General features: G+C 42.7%; 21 protein-coding genes. 20 read left to right on the top strand and 1 reads right to left on the bottom strand.

Annotation, left to right across the window (positions count from 1 at the left end; all coding sequences use genetic code 11):
* Window positions 1-2 precede the first annotated feature (2 nt).
* The 19 genes from PQ474_RS08285 (at window position 3) to PQ474_RS08195 (ending at window position 18,023) form a co-directional block, all read left to right on the top strand.
* Window positions 3-1,058: a TRAP transporter substrate-binding protein gene (locus PQ474_RS08285; RefSeq protein WP_273841793.1), complete on the top strand. Its 1,056-nt coding sequence runs from the start codon at window positions 3-5 to the stop codon at window positions 1,056-1,058.
* Between the two features lie 152 nt (window positions 1,059-1,210).
* Window positions 1,211-2,287: a TAXI family TRAP transporter solute-binding subunit gene (locus PQ474_RS08280; protein ID WP_273841791.1), complete on the top strand. Its 1,077-nt coding sequence runs from the start codon at window positions 1,211-1,213 to the stop codon at window positions 2,285-2,287.
* A 173-nt stretch (window positions 2,288-2,460) separates the two neighbouring features.
* On the top strand, window positions 2,461-4,443 hold the full coding sequence (locus PQ474_RS08275; RefSeq protein ID WP_273841790.1) for a TRAP transporter permease: 1,983 nt from the start codon (window positions 2,461-2,463) through the stop codon (window positions 4,441-4,443).
* A gap of 596 nt (window positions 4,444-5,039) precedes the next feature.
* Complete coding sequence (locus PQ474_RS08270; RefSeq protein WP_273841788.1) at window positions 5,040-6,212, top strand: ATP phosphoribosyltransferase regulatory subunit; 1,173 nt, start codon at window positions 5,040-5,042, stop codon at window positions 6,210-6,212.
* A gap of 1 nt (window position 6,213) precedes the next feature.
* On the top strand, window positions 6,214-6,852 hold the full coding sequence (gene hisG / locus PQ474_RS08265; protein WP_273841786.1) for an ATP phosphoribosyltransferase: 639 nt from the start codon (window positions 6,214-6,216) through the stop codon (window positions 6,850-6,852).
* Window positions 6,849-8,120: a histidinol dehydrogenase gene (gene hisD, locus PQ474_RS08260; protein WP_273841784.1), complete on the top strand. Its 1,272-nt coding sequence runs from the start codon at window positions 6,849-6,851 to the stop codon at window positions 8,118-8,120. Before hisG ends, hisD begins: the two co-directional genes overlap by 4 nt.
* 1 nt (window position 8,121) lies before the next feature.
* On the top strand, window positions 8,122-8,712 hold the full coding sequence (hisB, locus tag PQ474_RS08255) for an imidazoleglycerol-phosphate dehydratase HisB (RefSeq protein ID WP_273841782.1): 591 nt from the start codon (window positions 8,122-8,124) through the stop codon (window positions 8,710-8,712).
* Between the two features lies 1 nt (window position 8,713).
* The gene (gene hisH / locus PQ474_RS08250) at window positions 8,714-9,358 is read left to right on the top strand and encodes an imidazole glycerol phosphate synthase subunit HisH (RefSeq protein WP_273841780.1); all 645 of its coding nucleotides are present in this window, start codon (window positions 8,714-8,716) and stop codon (window positions 9,356-9,358) included.
* Window positions 9,351-10,085: a 1-(5-phosphoribosyl)-5-[(5-phosphoribosylamino)methylideneamino]imidazole-4-carboxamide isomerase gene (gene hisA, locus PQ474_RS08245; protein ID WP_273841777.1), complete on the top strand. Its 735-nt coding sequence runs from the start codon at window positions 9,351-9,353 to the stop codon at window positions 10,083-10,085. Before hisH ends, hisA begins: the two co-directional genes overlap by 8 nt.
* A gap of 1 nt (window position 10,086) precedes the next feature.
* Window positions 10,087-10,845 carry an imidazole glycerol phosphate synthase subunit HisF gene (hisF, locus tag PQ474_RS08240; protein ID WP_273841775.1) on the top strand — a complete coding sequence of 253 codons (759 nt, stop codon included), beginning with the start codon at window positions 10,087-10,089 and terminating at the stop codon, window positions 10,843-10,845.
* Window positions 10,842-11,468, top strand: coding sequence for a bifunctional phosphoribosyl-AMP cyclohydrolase/phosphoribosyl-ATP diphosphatase HisIE (gene hisIE, locus PQ474_RS08235; protein ID WP_273841773.1), 627 nt, complete (start codon window positions 10,842-10,844; stop codon window positions 11,466-11,468). The genes hisF and hisIE overlap by 4 nt, the downstream gene beginning before the upstream one ends.
* 124 nt (window positions 11,469-11,592) lie before the next feature.
* A complete protein-coding gene (locus PQ474_RS08230; RefSeq protein WP_273841771.1) occupies window positions 11,593-12,645 on the top strand; it encodes a tetratricopeptide repeat protein in 1,053 nt (350 codons plus the stop codon).
* Window positions 12,646-12,738: 93 nt separating this feature from the next.
* Window positions 12,739-13,683, top strand: a complete 945-nt coding sequence (gene trxB / locus PQ474_RS08225; RefSeq protein ID WP_273841770.1) for a thioredoxin-disulfide reductase — start codon at window positions 12,739-12,741, stop codon at window positions 13,681-13,683.
* A 399-nt stretch (window positions 13,684-14,082) separates the two neighbouring features.
* Window positions 14,083-14,556: an NUDIX hydrolase gene (locus PQ474_RS08220; RefSeq protein WP_273842146.1), complete on the top strand. Its 474-nt coding sequence runs from the start codon at window positions 14,083-14,085 to the stop codon at window positions 14,554-14,556.
* A gap of 12 nt (window positions 14,557-14,568) precedes the next feature.
* Window positions 14,569-15,459: an RNase adapter RapZ gene (rapZ, locus tag PQ474_RS08215; protein ID WP_273841768.1), complete on the top strand. Its 891-nt coding sequence runs from the start codon at window positions 14,569-14,571 to the stop codon at window positions 15,457-15,459.
* Complete coding sequence (locus tag PQ474_RS08210; RefSeq protein WP_273841766.1) at window positions 15,456-16,406, top strand: gluconeogenesis factor YvcK family protein; 951 nt, start codon at window positions 15,456-15,458, stop codon at window positions 16,404-16,406. The genes rapZ and PQ474_RS08210 overlap by 4 nt, the downstream gene beginning before the upstream one ends.
* A 72-nt stretch (window positions 16,407-16,478) precedes the next feature.
* Window positions 16,479-17,438 (top strand): DNA-binding protein WhiA, encoded by a 960-nt coding sequence (gene whiA, locus PQ474_RS08205; protein ID WP_273841764.1) that lies wholly within the window; start codon window positions 16,479-16,481, stop codon window positions 17,436-17,438.
* 22 nt (window positions 17,439-17,460) lie between these two features.
* A complete protein-coding gene (locus tag PQ474_RS08200; protein WP_273841761.1) occupies window positions 17,461-17,715 on the top strand; it encodes an HPr family phosphocarrier protein in 255 nt (84 codons plus the stop codon).
* Between the two features lie 47 nt (window positions 17,716-17,762).
* Window positions 17,763-18,023, top strand: a complete 261-nt coding sequence (locus PQ474_RS08195; protein WP_273841759.1) for a hypothetical protein — start codon at window positions 17,763-17,765, stop codon at window positions 18,021-18,023.
* Window positions 18,024-18,026: 3 nt separating this feature from the next.
* On the opposite strand, the gene clpP is transcribed toward PQ474_RS08195, so the two are convergent.
* Complete coding sequence (clpP, locus tag PQ474_RS08190) at window positions 18,027-18,611, bottom strand: ATP-dependent Clp endopeptidase proteolytic subunit ClpP (RefSeq protein ID WP_273841757.1); 585 nt, start codon at window positions 18,609-18,611, stop codon at window positions 18,027-18,029.
* Window positions 18,612-19,152: 541 nt separating this feature from the next.
* Between clpP and rpoN the strand changes: the two genes are divergently transcribed.
* Window positions 19,153-20,469: an RNA polymerase factor sigma-54 gene (rpoN, locus tag PQ474_RS08185; protein ID WP_273841755.1), complete on the top strand. Its 1,317-nt coding sequence runs from the start codon at window positions 19,153-19,155 to the stop codon at window positions 20,467-20,469.
* Window positions 20,470-20,676 lie beyond the last annotated feature (207 nt).

The raw sequence follows: 20,676 nt of genomic DNA, 5'->3' as shown, positions 1-20,676 counted from the left end.
CAATGAAAGGATTCGTAGCCATCATGTCTTTTTTACTCATTGGAATCATAACCGCCTATCATATTGGATTTGGCATTCATATAAATAGCGATCCAACAGCTGTCGATAAAGAGATAGAAGGCTTGAATGAGAAGTACGTCTTAAAGTTCAGTCATGTCGTTGCCGAAAATACGCCAAAAGGAATTGCGGCCTCAATGTTTGCTGAGTTAGTTAGAGAGAAAACGGATGGCTGGGTAGACGTGCAAGTATTCCCTAATGGCATTTTGTACGAAGCGCAAGAAGAGTTTGATGCGCTTATGAAAAATGAAGTGCAAATGATTGCTCCTGCTTTTTCTGAAATTACCGTTCATGATTCAAAGTGGAAGGTGATGGATTTGCCCTTTGTGTTTGATAGTGAAGAAAAGGTTATGGAAGCTTTCGACGGGAAAATAGGAGAGTTGTTGTTTGAGAGCATTGAAAAACAGGGATACAAAGGAATGGCTTATTGGGATAACAGTTTCAAGCAAATAACGAACAACACTAGGCCCATCATTGAGCCTGATGACGTAGATGGCATGTCCTTCCGAGTAATGCCCAGTGAAGTATTAATGGATACGTACCGCACATTAGGGGCGCGGCCACGAGTCTATTCTTTTAATGAAGTGTACGAGATTCTTAGTGATGGAATAGTAGATGGCACCGAAAATACGCTTTCTAATATTTATTCAAAAGGATTTCATCAGAAGCAAAAATACATGACTATCAGCAATCATAATTATTTAGGGTATGCGGTCTTAATGAACGACAAATATTGGAGTACGTTGCCAGTTGAACACCAAGAAAATATCAACCAAGCGATGAAAGAAGTGACAAGGTGGCTTAGATTATACGCAAAGACGCATAATGCTGAGATGTTAGATCGCATTGATGCTAGTGGGTTAACAACCATTCATTATTTGTCCGTGGAAGAAAAAGAGTTGTGGAGAGAACAACTAGACCCCGTTTATCAAAAATACGCTGGAACGATTGGCGAGGAAATTATGAATGAAGTTTACCTGAATATGAAGAAAGAGGAGTGAAAAATCGCAATCGATTTTTTACTCTTTTTTTGTGAACACACTAAAAGACCAAAAAGATCAAAAAGAATCTTAAGTTCAAATCCAGACAGATCTTTGAAAGCGCTTTATACTCAAAATAGTTAGAAAAAGCATAAACCAAGGGGGAACGAGAGATGAAAAAGTTTTTTAAACGTTCATTAATGACAGCGGTTGCAAGTTTAGGGTTAGTCGTTGCTACAGCTTGTGGAGGTAGTGATACAAGTGCACCAGCTGATAACGGAGACACAGGAGCGGACAGCGATACGGAAGTAACCGTTGAATATCAAGACGCACCATCAACAGTTGTGATTGGTACAGCTTCTCAAGGTGGCGTTTATTATATTTATGGTGGTGGACTTGGACAATTATTAGAAAGCAAGCTTGGCGTTTCAGCAAACGTAGAAGTAACTGGTGGACCTGTTGATAACATTCGCTTAATTCAAGCTGGAGATCAAGATCTTGGGATGATGACAACGGGGCCAGGATATGAAGCGATTAACGGCGTAGGGTCTGAATTTGAAGGAAATCCACATGATGACATTCGCGTTGTGTTTCCAATGTATTACACGCCGTTTCACTGGTGGGCTTTAGATTCAAGTGGTGTGGCTTCTCTTGATGACATGGCTGAAAAAGGAATTAGCCGTTCGGGAGTAGGTCCTATGGGCGGAACGTCTGGAACGTATTTACCACTTATTCACGAGCTTCTTGGCTTAGATGTAACACCCGTTTATGCAGGCGCTGGTGACATGACTAGTCAGCAACAAGATGGTCAGCTTGATGTTATTGGATTTGCTGCAGGTCTTCCAATCCCAGCGGTTCAAGAAGTAGCTGCATTACGTGATATCAACTTGTTTGGTGTGGAAGGTGAACAACGTGACCAGATCATCGAGCAATTCCCATTCTTCACTCCATACACGATTGAAGCTGGAACGTATGAAAACATCGACCATGATGATATTGAAACGATCGCTCAATTCAACTTCGGGATTGTTCACAAAACGATGAACATTGATTTCGTTTATGAGTTAGTAAAAGCGTACCACGAAAATAACGATCTTTTAGTAACGACACACTCTTCTGCAACAGAAGCTGTTCCAGAAGCGATTTTACTAAACGAATCTGTGCCATTACACCCTGGTGCGATTAAGTACTACGAAGAGATCGGTATTGAATTACCTGAATCTGTGTATCCAGCAGAATACCAAAACTAAGGAACAGGTTCACTCTCCTCTTTTTTAGGAGAGTGAACCTCCTATTTCAAAATGATATTCAAAAAGGTATCAAAGGGAAGTAGATTCCTTTTTGAATACCATTTTTTAAAACCTTTCACTCTAGAGAGGTGTTCTTTGATAGGTAGAGAATGTAAAACGGGGAGGTCATTTCAGTGAGTAAAAATAAAAACAACAATCTGATTGAACAAGAAGAAGTGCAGTCGATCGTCAGTGACGAAAAAGCAAAAGAATTAGAAGAAGCTGTTGATGGCAATTCAAATATGAGAGTCTTATCGGGGTGGCTGAAATATGCCTTTATGGGAATTGCCGTGTTTGGAGCATTGTTCCATCTTTATATCTTAAATTTTCATCCGATTGATCCATTAATTTTTAGAAGTGTTCACTTAGCTTTCGGGGCGGTACTAGGATTTATTTTATTTAAAGGATGGAAGTCGAACTCCAATAAAGTTTCAATCTTTGACTGGTTGTTAATTGCAGCGATTCTGTACGTCACATTCTACATTTATACGAATCTAACAGCAGTATTAAGTCGTTTTGGAACCGTTCCACAAACACATGATACGATCGTCGCTGTCTTAGGTTTTATCGTAGTATTAGAATTAACGCGCCGTACAAGTGGTTGGACGCTTCCAATCTTAGCGGGGATCTTCTCGTTATATGCGTTTGTAGGTCCCTATTTACCTGGTATTTTAAATCATAGAGGCTACAGCTTCGACCGTTTTGTTACTTATATCTTCAAGGATAACGGGATTTTCGGTGTGACATTGGATGTTTCATCTAAATATATTTTACTGTTCATCGTTTTCGGTGCCTTTTTACAAATGTCTGGTGTCGGTCGGTACTTCATCGACTTTGCGTTCTCGCTTGCAGGTGGAATGCGCGGGGGCCCAGCAAAAGTGTCGGTTATTTCAAGTGGATTAATGGGAATGATGAACGGGACGTCGGCGGGTAATGCCGTTGCGACAGGTTCCCTCACGATTCCTTTAATGAGACGTGTCGGATACAAAGGCCAATTCGCAGCCGCAACGGAAGCAACGGCTTCAGCCGGTGGTCAAATCATGATTCCGATCATGGGTGCCGGTGCCTTCATCATGGCAGAAGTAACAGGAATCAAATATTCAGAGATTATTATTGCCGCAACGATCCCAGCCTTGCTTTACTTCTTATCGGTTTACTTTATGGTCGATTTCCAAGCGATCAAAAACAACATGAGAGGCTTAAAGCGCAGCGAATTGCCTTCTTTAAAAGGAATTTTAAAACAAGCTTACTTGTTTGTTCCGATTATCATCTTAATTGGAGCGTTGTTAATGGGATTCTCCGTTATTCGCTCAGGTACAGTCGCGATTATTGCTTGTCTAGTCGTCAGTTGGATTCAGCCATCAACTCGTATGGGTCTGAAAAAAATCGTAACAGCCCTCGAACTCGGGATGAAAAATACCATTCAATTATTAGCAGTCTGTGCATGCGCTGGTATTATCGTAGGGGTCATTGCCTTAACGGGAGTCGGTCAACGTTTTAGTTCGATGCTACTTGGTATCGCTGACAACAACATGCTTCTTGGCTTAGTGTTCGCGATGTTCATTTCGATCATTTTAGGAATGGGTATGCCAACAACAGCCGCTTATGCCGTTGCTGCATCGGTTGTCGCACCTGGCCTTATTCAAATGGGACTTGAGCCATTATCTGCTCATATGTTTGTGTTCTATTACGCGGTTATGTCCGCAATTACGCCACCAGTGGCACTAGCTGCTTATGCCGCAGCAGGTGTAGCCGGTACCGATCCATTTAAAACCGGTGTCACTGCGTTTAAACTTGGAATCGCTGCTTTCATCGTACCGTTTATGTTTATCTACAGCCCAGAAATCTTGATGGTTGGTTCTGCAGGAAGCATTACACTAGCCGTCATTACCGCCTCTGTTGGAATCTATTTCTTAGCAGCGATGGTTCAAGGCTGGTTTGCAGGAGCAACAACAAACTGGATTGTACGAATTTTATTACTAGCGGCATCGATCACATTAATCAATGCGAATATCTATATGGACTTAGTCGCAGTCGGGATTGCCTTAGTTGCGTTCTTTATTCAAAGAACCAAACGAGGAAGCGATTCAAGTATGCGTACGGATCAAGCGGTCTAACAAAAATGAGAGCCTCAGCCCAACTGTTGTTGCGCTGAGGTTTTTTTGTTGTGGCGAGAGGGCGAGGGAGAGGAACTGACTGATATGTGAGTCGGAGTGACCGATAAAATGGTATAACAGACCGAAAAAAGCGGAGTGCCTTTTACAATAGCGAAAGTCTACCTCGGTATAAGGTGAATTGCCGGAAACGTATTTAGAACAGCATAAAAAGTAAGTCATCCACACTGAGTAATGGAGGAAATCAAAAATGGAATCTCTGACACTGTGTATAACTCCGGTTTACCCACAAGATATCCACATTATCAACAGTTATACACAGAAAATACTGAATTATTAGTTGAGTTCAAATTTTTCTACACAATTGATTAGAAAACTAGCACAAAACGGTTGACGTTGTTCACACCTCCATGTAAACTAGGTACATACTTTATCTTATTAGCACATTAGCGAACTAAAGCGAAATGTTTTAAACAAAAAAACAGGTATTTTGACAAAAAAAGCGAATGATAGGAAAGATAGAAAAAGAGGATGTTCTTGATACATCTCGGGGATCTGCAGCAAGCAGACAACGGAGACCATGAAGGAGTGACGAGTCAGTGTCTAAGCCATTTATGTTTGAAAAGCCACTTGGAATGCGGGATACATTGCCAGAAATGTATGAGATGAAAAAGCAAGTAAGAGAGCAACTTGAAGATGAAATGACGAGTTGGGGTTATCAAATGATCGAAACACCGACGTTGGAATATTACGAAACAGTCGGATTAGCGTCAGCTATTTTGGATCAGCAATTGTTTAAATTGCTTGATCAACAAGGGAATACATTAGTGCTTCGACCGGATATGACTGCACCGATCGCAAGACTTGTTGCATCGAGTATGAAGGGGGAGGCATATCCTCTCAGACTATCTTATCAATCCAATGTGTACCGCGCGCAGCAGCATGAGGGCGGCAAGCCAGCTGAGTTTGAGCAAATCGGTGTCGAGTTAATTGGCGACGGTACGGTAAGTGCCGATGGCGAAGTGATTGCGCTCATGGTGTCATCACTGAAGCGTGCAGGTTTAGGTGATTTTAAAATTGCGATTGGTCATATCGGGTATGTGAATGCATTACTAAATGATATCGTCGGAGAGCGGGCAGATGCTCTTAGACGTTTTCTATATGAAAAAAATTACGTAGGATTCCGTGAGCATGTGAAGAACTTGCCACTTTCCTCGATTGATAAAGGCCGACTGCTTGGTCTAATGAAACTTCGCGGTGGGAAATCGATACTGCAAGACGCCGCTAAGCTTGTTCAAAATGAGCAAGGGACAAAAGCATTAGCAGAGCTTGAAGAACTTTGGCAAGTGCTAGAAAGCTACGGCATCGAAGACTACGTCAAGCTCGATCTTAATCTGGTCTTACACATGAGCTATTATACAGGAGCTGTGTTTGAAGGCTACGGCAGCAACCTAGGTGTGCCGCTTTGTAGTGGTGGTCGTTACGATGAATTGCTTGGAAAATTTGAGCGCCCAGGCCAAGCGACTGGATTCGGATTAAGATTAGATCTGCTTGTTGAAGCGATCGGAGAAAAAGCATCAAAGAGGAAAAAAACCTGTATCATTTTCAGCAAAGAAAGACGAGCGGAGGCCTTTCAAGAGGCACAAAGCTTAAGAGAAGCAGGAGAAGCCGTTGTCGTTCAAGACATCGCTGGAGTGACGGATGTAGACGGAATGTCGGAACAATTTACTGAGGTTCACTATTTCATTGGGCAGAAGAAAGGAGAGGCGTAACATGAACGAGTGGTTAACAGTTGCGATGCCGAAGGGGCGAATTTTTGAAGAAGCGCTTGAGCTATTGCGCAAAGCTGGCTATAACTTACCGGCTGAGTTTGATGATTCGCGCAAGTTAATTATAGATGTACCGGAAGAAAAAATGCGCTTTATCCTTGCGAAGCCAATGGATGTACCTACTTACGTGGAGCACGGTGTGGCCGATGTCGGAGTAGCGGGTAAGGATACGATGATCGAGGAAGAACGAGTTGTGTATGAAGTGCTTGATTTAAAAATTAGTGAGTGCTACTTAGCGGTTGCGGGCCTACCAGGCTATGAAAAGAAAGACATCAATCCAAAAGTCGCTTCGAAATATCCAAACCTTGCGACGCAATATTTTAAAGAGCAAGGCGAGCAAGTTGAAATTATCAAATTAAATGGTTCGATTGAGCTGGCGCCACTAATTGGTCTAGCTGATCGCATTGTCGATATTGTCTCAACAGGACGTACATTAAAGGAAAATGGTCTAGTGGAACTGGAAACGATTGTGCCAATTACGTCACGTTTAATCGTTAATCCTGTGAGCTATCGCATGCAGGATGAGCGGATTGATCAAATGGTTGAACGTCTCTCGCTAGTCATCGAGGGGGAAGAAGCATGAAGATCGTTCCTGTAACAGCGAATGTGAGCTTAACGAGAGACCTCGATACTGGAACAGAGGCGCAACGCGCGGCGGTTGAAGCAATCATCCAACAAGTGAAAGAAACCGGCGATGAGGCGGTTCGTGCCTACACGAAACAATTTGATGGCGCGGATCTACTCAACCTAAGAGTGACCAATCAAGAGTTAGAAGGGGCTTATGCCGAGATCAATGACGACCTCATTCAAGCTCTAAGAGAAGCGATCACGAACATCCGTGACTTCCACGAACGTCAAAAACGACAATCGTGGATGACGACGAAAGAAGACGGAACGATTCTTGGTCAAAAAATTACGGCGTTGGATTCAGTCGGTGTCTATGTGCCGGGTGGAAAAGCGGCGTATCCGTCATCGATTATGATGAACGTCATTCCCGCTCAAGTAGCTGGTGTTAATCGGATCGTCATGGTGTCACCGGCGGGAGCGGATGGCAAGCTTCCGGCGAGTGTACTTGTAACAGCGTCAGAACTCGGGGTAAAAGAAATTTACAAAGTCGGTGGAGCCCAAGCGATTGCGGCCCTTGCCTATGGAACAGATTCCATTAAACCGGTTGATAAAATTACGGGTCCAGGAAACATCTACGTGGCGCTTGCGAAAAGAGCGGTGTTTGGCAAAGTCGATATTGATATGATTGCTGGACCGAGTGAGATCGTGGTGCTAGCCGATGAAAAGGCAGACCCTCGTTTTATTGCAGCAGACCTGCTTTCTCAAGCGGAGCATGATGAGCAAGCATCTGCCGTTTTAGTCACTACATCAAAACAACTAGCGGAGCAGGTGGCAACAGAAGTAGAACGGCAATTAGCAACATTGCCAAAAAAAGCGATTGCTGAAGCATCCATCCGTGATTATGGCGTCATTTATGTCGCTCATGACCTAGTGGAAGCGATCGATGTCGTCAATCAACTGGCACCAGAGCACCTCGAAATCCTAACAGAAGAGCCGATGAATGTAATCGGGAAAATCCGTCACGCCGGAGCCATTTTTGTTGGACCATACAGCTCAGAACCGGTTGGTGATTATTTTGCGGGACCGAATCATGTCTTGCCGACCAATGGGACCGCTCGTTTTTCAAGTCCATTGAATGTCGATGATTTTACGAAGAAATCAAGCATCATCTCATATAGCAAGCAAGCATTAGAAGAGAATGGCCATAAAATTTCTGCACTAGCTCGCTTAGAAGGCTTAGAAGCTCACGCACGTGCAATTGATATTAGGTTGGAGGATAAATAAGATGACGGAAAGACGCGCACAAATCGAAAGAAACACAGGGGAAACACAAATTAAAATGGATTTCACGATCGATGGAGAAGGGAAATCAGAGTTAGAAACGGGTGTCCCGTTTTTAACGCATATGCTTGATCTTTTTACCAAGCACGGTCATTATAATTTGAAAGTCGAGGCAAATGGTGATACCGAAGTCGATGATCACCATACGACCGAAGACATTGGCATTTGCCTGGGTCATGTACTGAAAGAAGCGTTAGGTGATAAAAAAGGAATTCGTCGGTACGGAAATGCGTTTGTTCCGATGGATGAAACGCTCGCTCAAGTGGTTGTGGATTTAAGTAACCGTCCGCATCTGGAGTTTCGAGCTGAATTCCCAAGTCAAAAGGTGGGGACATTTGATGTGGAGCTTGTTCACGAATTCATGTGGAAGCTTGCGCTCGAAGCTCGAATGAACCTTCATATTATCGTTCACTATGGTCATAACACACACCATATGATTGAGGCGGTCTTTAAAGCATTAGCGCGTGCGCTGGATGAAGCAACAAGTATCGATGAGCGGGTAAAAGGGGTCCCGTCCACGAAAGGAATGTTATAGGATGATCGGCATTGTTGATTACGGGATGGGCAACTTGCACAGTGTGAGTAAAGCACTGGAGCGTTTAGAGTTAGACTATGTGTTAACAGATGATATCGAACAGTTGAAAAAAGCAGATGGACTATTGCTTCCAGGTGTGGGGGCATTTCCAGATGCGATGAAAACGTTAAATGAAATGGGCATGAGCGACTTTTTAAAAGAGTGGGCAGCAAGTGGCAAACCGCTTCTTGGCATTTGTTTAGGGATGCAGCTTTTGTTTGAAGAAAGCACGGAGCATGGGGAGACAAAAGGGCTCGCTCTTCTTCCAGGACGAGTGGAACGTTTTGTCGGACATGACGCGGGTGGCGTAATGTATAAAGTGCCTCATATGGGCTGGAACAAGCTTACGTTCAGACAACCTGAAAACGACCTCTTAAAAGATGTGGAAGAAGGTCATGTGTATTTTGTTCATTCATATGTCGTCCAAACTGAGGCAGAAGATGTCTTAATTGCGACAAGTGAGTATGATGTAACCGTACCAGCTGTTGTCGGACGTGAGAATGTACTTGGTACGCAGTTTCACCCAGAAAAAAGCAGTCATGTCGGAATGGCGATTCTCAGAAATTACGGAGAGCTTGTCACACAAGGAGGAAAAACGCGTGAGTAATTTTGTGATTTATCCAGCGATTGATATGAGAGACGGCAAATGTGTTCGTTTGGTTCAAGGAGATTATGATCAAGAAACGGTTTATGGAGATTCTCCATTTGATATGGCAAAAGTGTTTGCTGATGCGGGTGCTGAGTGGATTCACATGGTTGACTTAGACGGCGCAAAAGCGAAAAAACGTGTGAACCATGAGCATGTGCTTCGTGTGGCCAAAGAGTTAGAGGCAAAAGTGCAAGTCGGCGGTGGCATTCGCACAGCGGAAGATGTTGCATTTTACCTTGATCAAGGCGTAGACCGTGTGATCCTAGGGAGTGTGGCGGTCAACAACCCAAGTTTTACAAAGGAAATGCTCGCTACATACGGCGGAGAAAGAATTGCGATTGGTTTAGATGCTCGTGATGGATTTGTTGCGACAGAAGGTTGGCTTGAAACGTCTTCTGTGAAAGCAGAAACGCTCGCGCAGGAGCTTGCTCGTCACGGGGCAGAGGTGTTTATTTTTACCGATATTTCTCGTGACGGCATGCTTTCAGGCCCGAATACAGAAGCGATTACGAGTTTAGCAGAAGCGACGGGCAAGCAAGTGATTGCCTCTGGTGGCGTGAGCTCTTTAGCCGATTTAACAGAGTTGCGTGAACGTAAAAATCGTGGTGTGAGTGGAGCGATTGTGGGGAAGGCGCTTTACACGAACCAATTTACATTAGAAGAAGCGTTGCAAGGAGGCGAATAGGATGTTAACGAAACGAATCGTGCCTTGCTTGGATGTAAAAGAAGGACGTGTCGTCAAAGGCGTCCAATTTGTGGATTTACGTGACGCGGGCGATCCTGTGGAACTAGCCGCGTTTTATGATGAACAAGGAGCAGACGAGCTCGTTTTCCTCGATATCTCTGCATCCCATGAAGGTCGCGCGACGATGGTCGAGGTGATCGAGCAAGTGGCGGGTACGCTTTCGATTCCTTTTACCGTTGGTGGAGGAATCAACGCACTTGAAGACATGAAACGTGTCCTTCGGGCGGGTGCGGATAAAGTGTCTCTGAACACGGCAGCGGTGAACCGTCCTGAACTTATTAAAGAGGGTGCTGATTTCTTTGGCTCGCAATGTATTGTCGTGGCGATCGATGCGAAATATGACGAAGAGTTAGGGTCGTGGCGCATCTATACGCACGGCGGACGAAAGGCAACCGATTGGGAAGTCACCGCTTGGGCGAAAGAAGTTGTACGTCTAGGTGCGGGAGAGATTTTATTAACAAGTATGGATCAAGACGGGGCGAAAACAGGATTTGACCTCGCTCTAACGAAAGCGGTCAATGAGGCTGTGACGGTACCCGTTATCGCTTCTGGCGGTGCAGGAAAGAAAGAAGATTTTGCCGATGTGTTTGAAGATGCGAAAGCAGATGCAGCACTGGCCGCATCGATTTTTCATTACAAAGAAACCTCGGTCGCCGAAGTGAAGACCTATTTAAAAGAAAAGGGTGTGGCCGTACGATGACAGTTGAAAAGATTACATTTGATCAAAACGGACTTGTTCCTGCAATCGTTCAAGATGCAGGGAGCAAGGAAGTGTTGACACTTGCTTATATGAATAAAGAATCACTTGAGAAATCGCTTGAAACGAGAGAAACGTGGTTCTACTCCCGTTCGCGCCAAGAGCTTTGGCATAAAGGAGCAACGTCAGGAAACACGCAGCAAATCATTGATATGCGCTATGATTGCGACGCGGATTCCCTTGTGGTGTTAGTCGTTCCGGCTGGTCCGGCTTGTCATAAAGGGGAGTATACATGTTTTGCTGATTCTCTTTTTGCAGAAAACATAGTCCGGACGAATCCGACTCGTTTTGCGATTCTTGATGAGCTTGAGCAAGTCATCGCAGAAAGAGAAGCGGAAATGCCAGAGGGCGCTTATACGACTTATCTTTTTGAAAAAGGCGTCGATAAAATTTTGAAAAAAGTCGGAGAAGAAGCGGGCGAAGTGATTATCGCCGCGAAAAACCGTGACCCAGAAGAATTAAAATGGGAAGTCGCCGATCTGTTGTATCACGTATTGGTGCTTCTTCGTGAACAAAAGCTACCGCTTGATGAGGTGCTCGCTGTACTTGAAGAAAGACATAAATAAGAAACAAGCATGCCTCTCTGGAAGAATCAGGGAGGTGTCTTTGTGTGTGAAAACAATACCCCACACTCCTGAAAATGTTGTATACTGAAAGGTATGAATGAGAAGCTGGAGGGAACGAAACTTCATGGGATTATCACCTAAAAACGAACATGAAAAAAGCAATGTCGTCCCGCTGTTCCAAACGGGGGATTATTTCTTTCATCGTGGGATAGAGGCATACCGTAAAAACCATCTGCATCGTGCGATTAAGCTTTTAGAAAGAGCCGTTAAGATCACTAATACAGAACCGGTTTTTCATGTTCAGTTAGCAGCAGTTCTCTCAGAGATCGGGGAGTACGAGCGCTCGAATGAAATATTACAAAATGTATTAGACGAAAGAGAAGATCAAGTAGATGAATGTTATTTTTTCATGGCAAATAACTACGCTTATTTAGGTCTTTTTGAAAAAGCGGAACGGATGATTTTGCGCTATTTAGAATCGAGTCCGAATGAGCGGTTTACAGAGGATGCAAAAGATTTATTAGAATTGCTTCATTTTGAGCGAGAGGAAGAAGATGACTGGGATGAGTTAGAGGACGATGAAGATGAACTCATTGCTCAGCATGAACGTGCTCGGACTTTGCTTCGAAAAGGTGAGATCGAAGCGTCCATTCCCCTTTTGCAAGCCATCATCCTTGAACACCCAACGTATTGGGCTGCTCATAATCACTTGGCTGAAGCTCTCTTTAGACTCGGGGATGAGTCTGCCTTTGATATCTGTTCATCCGTACTAGAACAAGATCAAGGAAATTTATTCACGATCGCCAATTTAGCTTTGTTTTACATGAAAGATGGAGATGCTAAAAAAGCCGAACCGTTTATCGACTCATTACGCAGAGTGTATCCAATTGATGGAGATCATTATGTGAAAGTTGCTGAAACGCTTTGCGCTGTCGGAGAATATCGTTTATCCTATGAACGGTTAAAGGACTTAGGAAGATTTGAGCTTGAGTTACGTCCTGAATTGCTCTTTAGCTATGGAGTCGCTCTCTATCATGTAGGAGAGCAAGTGAAAGCAAAAGCGACGTTTAAAAGAGCGGCTGAGTTAGGATCGAAACAAGCGAAAGTTCTAGTGAAAAAACAATTGACGGGCGAACTGGACCCAAGCGAGATTACGTACGATATTTGGGTTGATTAAGCTGAGCAGAACATTAGACAACTTTAAGGTTATTCGCTACGATATGAGTGTGTAAACGAAGTGAAGAGATTGTTGCTAAAAGGAGTGAATAAAATGAGTGAAGAAAAAATTTATGATGTTGTGATTGCAGGAGCGGGTCCAGCTGGAATGACAGCTGCCGTGTATACCTCTCGTGCGAACCTTTCAACGATTATGATAGAACGTGGAATTCCTGGTGGTCAAATGGCCAATACAGAGGATGTAGAGAACTACCCTGGTTTTGATCATATCCTTGGACCAGAGCTTTCAAACAAGATGTTTGAGCATGCGAAAAAATTTGGTGCTGAGTATGGCTACGGCGACATCAAAGAAATCCTTGATGAAGGCGATTTGAAAATCGTGAAAGCAGGAAGCAAAGAATACAAGGCTCGTGCAGTCATTGTATCAACAGGGGCTGAATACAAAAAAATTGGCGTGCCAGGTGAAAAAGAACTTAGTGGCCGTGGGGTTTCCTATTGCGCGGTATGTGACGGAGCCTTTTTCAAAGGGAAAGAGCTTGTCGTTGTAGGTGGAGGGGACTCTGCTGTTGAAGAAGCTGTGTATTTAACACGTTTTGCTTCAAAAGTAACGGTCGTTCATCGTCGTGATGAGCTTCGTGCCCAAAAGATTCTACAACAACGTGCGTTCGATAACGAAAAAATAGACTTCATCTGGAACCATACGGTGAAAGAAATCAACGGTGAAAACGGAAAAGTTGGAAGTGTGACTCTAGTCAGCACTGAAAACGGCGAAGAAAAAGAGTTCAAAACCGACGGCGTGTTCATTTACATCGGCATGCTTCCGCTTAACGAAAGTGTCAAAAATCTAGGCATCACGAATGCGGATGGTTACATTGAAACAAATGAAGAGATGGAAACGAAAGTACCTGGTATTTTTGCAGCAGGTGACATTCGTGAAAAATCGCTTCGCCAGATTGTAACAGCAACGGGTGATGGTAGCCTAGCTGCCCAAAATGCTCAGCATTATCTTGAGTCTTTAAGTGAGAAGACGAAGGCGTAGTTGAAGCTAGCATGGCTTATAGCGAAACAGTAATGTTTCGTCATTCGTTCTTAATGGTTCTGTAACACAGATGAAACATAAAAAGGGTAAGATATAAATAAGTAATTGACCCCCTTTTTTATATACTTTTAGCACGGACTTCTGTCCGTGCCCTTTTTTTCTCTTTTTTCACCTTCACAAAACGTACATATATATGAAAAAAGCAACGTTCCCTTATTCTAGCAATTGTTAGACCATTTAATTAATTGTATAATAAAACAATAGAGCGTGTTTGCAAGGCAAAAAAATGCCCTTATAGGGTTAATTTTGCAATCCATTGCCAGTGTAGCGGCTGCGCTCATTGCTGCTTCGTTTGTTCGAAAGAATCATCACGAGCAAGCTCTAATAGGAGAACGTGAGGTGACGCGGTTGCAACGGATTACAAATTGTGTACTAACCAGCGGAGATCAAGCATTACTATTACAAAAGCCAAGGCGTGGCTGGTGGGTGGCACCAGGTGGAAAGATGGAACCAGGTGAAACGATCAAGGAGTCAGCAGAGCGAGAATTTCGTGAAGAAACCGGACTTAACGTTTCGGATGCTGAACTGCGAGCCGTTTCCACCATCGTGATCATGGACCAAGGCCAACCAGTAGACGAATGGATGATGTTTACCTTTCAAGCTACAAGCTTTAAAGGGCAGCTTTTTGAACAATCTCCTGAAGGAAAGCTAGAATGGAAACAGATAAAGAACATAGCCAAATTACCGATGGCAGAAGGAGATGCATGGATGTTTCAACATGTGTTAAATCGCCATGGGTTATTGTATGGAACCTTTTATTATACGAAAGAGTTTAAGTTGATTTCGTATCGTTTGACCCCAGAATTTGCCTAAAGGAGTGATAGGATGACGGTCGAGCAAGAAGAAATTCAAATTGTCATAATTACAGGTATGTCAGGAGCCGGGAAAACAGTAGCGGTTCAAAGCTTCGAGGATCTTGGCTACTTTTGCGTCGATAACCTTCCTCCTGCTTTGATTCCTAAGTTTGTCGAGCTCATTGAGGGCTCCAACGGTAAAATGAATAAAGTTGCACTTGTAATCGATTTGCGCGGTCGCAAGTTTTTCGATCACTTATTTGAAGCGATTGACTCTATTAGTCTCTCCTTAAAACTAAATTACAAGTTACAAATTTTATTTTTAGATGCCAAGGACGCTAAGCTCGTTCAACGCTATAAAGAAACAAGACGTTCTCATCCGCTAGCCTCAAACGGTTTACCGCTTGAAGGCATTCGTTTAGAGCGAGAAATGCTAGAGGAAATGAAAGGTCGAGCTCAGCAAATCATTGATACAACTGAGATGAAGCCGATCCAACTACGCGAGAAAATCATTCAACGTTTTTCCTTAGATGAGAAACATCCGTTTACGGTGAATATGATGTCGTTTGGCTTTAAGTATGGGATGCCAATCGATGCCGACCTTGTGTTTGATGTTCGTTTTTTACCGAACCCGCACTATATTGATCATATGAGACCGAAAACAGGACTGGAAGAAGAAGTGTCCTCTTACGTGCTAAAGTGGACGGAAACGCAGCAATTTATTGAGAAGTTATTGGATTTATTAAAATTCATGCTCCCACAATATAAAAGAGAAGGAAAAAGCCAAGTCGTGATCGGGATCGGATGTACTGGTGGAAAACACCGATCTGTAACGTTAGCAGAGTATTTTGGCAACGCCTTTGCGGATGAATATACTGTGCATAGAAGTCACCGTGACATTGAAAAGGATGGTCATAAGTGACAAAGAAGAAAAATGTAGTCGTTATTGGGGGCGGAACAGGGTTATCGGTTTTACTGAGAGGGCTAAAGAAATTTCCTGTTGATATATCAGCAATTGTCACAGTAGCCGATGACGGTGGAAGCTCAGGAAGACTTCGGAAGGAACTGGACATTCCTCCACCAGGGGATGTCCGAAATGTGTTAATCGCTTTATCGGAGGTCGAACCTCTAGTAGAAGAATTGTTCCAACATCGGTTTGCAAATGGAAACGGTTTATCGGGTCATTCGCTAGGAAATCTCTTGCTGGCTGGAATGACGTCGATCACGGGTGATTTTGCGAGAGGGATTGCGGAAATAAGCAAAGTATTAAATGTGCGAGGGAATGTGTACCCGGCTTCGAACCGAAGCATCGTTCTTCATGCAGAGATGACAGATGGCACCGTTGTTACAGGGGAATCGCTCATCCCTCTTGAGAAAAAGCAGATTAAACGAGTGTTTTTAACACCAGAAAATATTAGGCCATTGCAAAATGGCATACAAGCGATTAAAGAAGCCGATTTAATTGTATTAGGACCAGGAAGTCTATACACTAGTGTTATTCCAAATCTACTTGTTCCTGGTATGGTAAAAGCCATTCAAAAGTCAAAAGCGAGAAAGGTCTATATTTGCAATGTGATGACTCAAGTAGGTGAAACAGACCATTACTCAGCAGGTGATCATATTCAAGCAATTATGGATCATTGTGGAGTAGAGCTTGTCGACGATATTTTAGTTCATGGGTCACCGGTTTCTGCGGAAGTTCAAAAAATTTATGCAGAAGAAGGAGCGGCGCCTGTCGTTGTAGATGAAGAACGCTTAGCTCGTTTAGGGATTTCGATCATAAAAGATCACTTTGTCATCGAACGAGAGAACATGCTCAGGCATGATGCCATAAAAGTTTCTAAGGCTATATTACGAGTATCAAAATAGGCAAATATACGTGTAGTGAAATCCACTAGATAGTTGCAGCAACATGCTACACGGCTGAAAGGAGTGAGGACGATGTCCTTTGCAGCCAAAACGAAAAAAGAATTAACGCAGCTTGAACATGAGGATTGTTGCGCACAGGCAGAGCTAGCTGCATTAATTCGGATGAATGGATCGGTGTCATTCAGTCAAATGAAACTCAGCTTGGATGTCACAACAGAAAATGCGGCTATCGCAAGAAGGATCTACACGTTAATTAAACGAGTGTATCCTACTATGTTTGTGGAGCTGCTTGTTCGAAAAAAGATGAGACTGAAAAAAAACAATGTCTACCTTGTTCGCATGCAGCATGAGGCAAGGGAATTATTAGAGAAGTTGGACATTCTAGGTGAAGGTTTTGTCTTTATTCGAACGATCTCCAAACAACTGACGAAAGATGCCTGTTGTAAAAGAGCATACTTAAGAGGAGCTTTTTTAGCGGGTGGATCAATTAACCATCCGGAAACGTCTTCTTACCACCTCGAAATTTTTTCTTTATATGAGGAGCACAATGATTCGATATGTGAACTGATGAACGAATACCATCTTAATGCAAAACCATTGGAACGTAAGAAGGGGTTCATCACGTATATGAAAGAGAGCGAAAAAATCACAGAGTTTCTCAACATCATTGGAGCGCATCAAGCGTTGCTGTATTTTGAAGATGTTCGAATCATGAAGGATATGCGTAACTCCGTCAATCGCCTAGTCAATTGTGAAACCGCTAATTTAAATAAAACCGTCGGGGCAGCGCTGAGACAAGTGGAGAACATACGCTATGTTGACCGCGTCATGGGTCTTGATCAACTGCCACCAAAACTAAGAGAGATTGCAGAATTACGCGTCTTACATCAAGATGTAACATTGAAAGAACTAGGGGAAATGGTGGATGGTGGCACAGTCAGTAAATCAGGAGTCAACCACCGCTTAAGAAAAATTGATCAAATTGCAGATAAATTACGAAATGGTCAAGCGTTTGAAGAGGTAGAAAAATAAAAACATGAGAGGATGATTTACCATGATTAAAAAAGAACTTACCGTAAAAAGAAAAACAGGATTACAAGCAAGACCCGCTGCTATCTTTGTCCAAGAAGCATCAAGATTCGTAGCTGAGGTGTTTATCGAAAAAGATCAGAAAAAAGTCAATGCCAAAAGCATCATGGGCCTAATGAGCTTAGCACTAGGCCACGGCACAACGATTACATTAATCACAGACGGAAAAGATGAAGTTGAAGCGCTTGAAACATTAAGCACTTTCATTGAAACAGAATAAAACCTGAGACACCGAACAACCGAAAGGGGAAACGGTGTCTTTTTTTTGTGGTGTGTAGCGCTGGTATCGAGGGCGGAGAGGAGGAGGTTGCCGAAAAGAGAGGGAAAGTTGCCGGAATAACAGGGAAAGTCGTCGAAAAAATGAGAGTTGCCGGAATAACAGGGAAAGTCGTCGAAAAAATGAGAGTTGCCGAAAAAAGAGGGAGAGTCGCCGGAATCGGTCAGGAAGTCGACGGAATATTGGGAAATGTCGCCGAAATACGGACCGATAAAAAACCACTGCCAAACATTCAGCAGTGGTCCCTTTAAAAATTATTTTGAAGCTGGAATAACTTTATCAATCAAACCGTACTCAGCCGCTTTAGCTGCGATCATGAAGTTGTCACGATCTGTATCGCGTTCGATTACTTCTAGAGGTTGGCCTGTGCGTTCAGCTAAAATTTTGTTTAAGCTTTCGCGCATTTCGATAATACGTTTTGCGTGGATTTGAATGTCTGACGCTTGACCTTGTGTCCCACCTAGTGGTTGGTGAATCATCACTTCACTATTTGGTAGCGCAAAGCGTTTTCCTTTTTCACCAGCTGCTAGTAAGAACGCACCCATTGATGCAGCCATACCGATACAAATAGTAGATACTTTTGGCTTTATGTACTGCATGGTGTCATAGATCGCCATACCAGCAGTGATGGAACCCCCTGGGCTATTGATGTAAATGGAGATGTCCTTCTCAGGATCTTCAGCTTGTAGGAAAAGCAATTGAGCAACAATGGAGTTTGCTACATTATCATCGATTGCACTACCTAGCATGATGATACGGTCTTTTAATAAACGAGAGTAAATGTCATAAGCGCGCTCTCCGCGGTTTGTTTGCTCAATAACTGTAGGGATTAAATTCATTGAAAAATTCCTCCTTTAAATTGGGTGTTGTGTGGTGCGTTGATAATAAGCAGAACAGAATTCTTTCTACCTATATCATTAAGTTATGTATATCATACAAAAATGGTCAAAGAAGGTCAAATGATAAGCCTTCTTTATTAGAAGTTAAAAAATGAATTCCGAAAGCTCCATTTTTAAAACCCCTTATACATACTATTCCATATCAAGATAATTAAACCCTCCTTTCATAATAACCGTTTTAAAAATATCTAAACGAGTTTCTCCAATCATTAACATAGTTTTGAATTTATTAATCTTATATAATAAGATTAGGAATGAAATAAACAATGGGTAGCATACAGATTAGAAAGCGCTTACAATAGAGAAGAGAGAAAATATATGGTGGGAAGTTAGGCTCCTCCTTTCTATAAAAATAAATAAGGGGAAGAAAGTAGGATGTTTATCGAGCGTAAGAGAACCATAAATTCATTTGCTTTTCAAAGCTTCATATTTGAAAAGAGCTTATGGAACATTTTTTTTCTAAGTAAGGGAGGGGACGATTGTGCAATTTGGTCTTTACCAACAGCAGACAACGAGTCTAGTTATGACTCAAGAGTTGCGTCAGGCAATTCATTTGTTACAGTTTTCGGCAGTGGAGTTAACGAGTTTTATTAATGATCAAGCACTTGATAATCCGTTGTTAGATGTGAAAGAACCACCCAAAACGGAAGATTTTTCATATTCAACGTATACACGTGCTAATACGGAAGACCACCCCTCGCCAATTGACTATGCCCATGTAACTAGAGCGAATCTAAGTGATCATCTTCTATTACAAGTTCAAGAGTTAAGATTAACGGATAAACAGAAAAAAGATTTTACCTATCTAATATACAGCTTGCGTGAAGATGGCTATTTAGCCCGTCCGCTCGAGGAACTATGTGAAGAGCTTGGCATTGATATGGAAGAAGGAGAAGATCTATTATTTACGCTACAAAGTTTTGATCCGGCTGGAGTGGGAGCGCGTGATCTACAAGAATGCCTCCTCTTGCAATTAGAACGACTAGAAAATAGGAATTTTTTAGCTGAACAAGTTCTTACACATTTCATGGAGTCATTTGCCAAAAGAAAGTGGAAAGAAATTTCCTTAGAATTAAGCGTGAGCCTTGCTGAAATTCAAGAAGTGAATGATCTTATTCAAACATTGGATCCGCAGCCAGGGACACAATATATGTCTGAACCGGTTCAGTTTGTGAAGCCTGAGCTAAGGATTGTTCCATACGAGGGAGATCTTTTGGTTCATTTAGAAGATGATTTGATTCCAAATGTCGGATTAAATCGTCATTATGAAGAACTGTTAAAAAATGAAGCTGATTTTGAAGCTACTCAATATGCGAAACAAAAAATCCAACAAGTTCAATGGCTGATGAAAAGCATTCAGCAACGGAAACAAACAATTGTGAAAGTAGGCGAAGCGATCGCACGCCATCAAAAAGATTATTTCTTAAATAAAAACGGGGCATTAAAGCCTTTGACTTTAAAAGAAATTGCCGATGAGATTGACGTTCATGAGTCGACAGTAAGTCGAGCGACAACGAACAAGTATGCGGATACACCAAGAGGAGTCATTGAGTTAAAATCATTATTCTCCTCATCTGTTCAAAACGGATACGGAGAATCAACATCAAGTCGCTCGATTAAAGATTGGATGAAGGAGCTTATTGCAAGTGAAAATAAACAAAAGCCACTATCCGACGCCAAAATAGTCAGCTGGCTCCAAACCGAAAAAGATACCACAGTATCCAGAAGAGCCATTGCCAAATACCGCGATGAACTAGGAATCCCATCCTCCTCCAAGAGAAAGAGATTTGAGAAATAAAAGAAAAAAGACGAACTTAACTTTTTTCTTTTATTTCTCAGCAATGAGCGAAGCCGCTGCAAGGTTTTAAGCCTGTTTGAGTGAACTTCTCAAACAGGAGCGCAGCGTGCGTAGCCATTGCAAAGCTTTAAAAAAAGACGAACTTAACTTTTTTCTTTTATTTCTCAGCAATGAGCGAAGCCGCTGCAAGGTTTTAAGCCTGTTTGA

It is taken from the genome of Halalkalibacter alkalisediminis (assembly GCF_028610705.1).
GTDB classification, from domain to species: Bacteria; Bacillota; Bacilli; order Bacillales; family Bacillaceae_D; genus Halalkalibacter; species Halalkalibacter alkalisediminis.
This window is presented reverse-complemented; position numbering and strand designations above follow the sequence as displayed.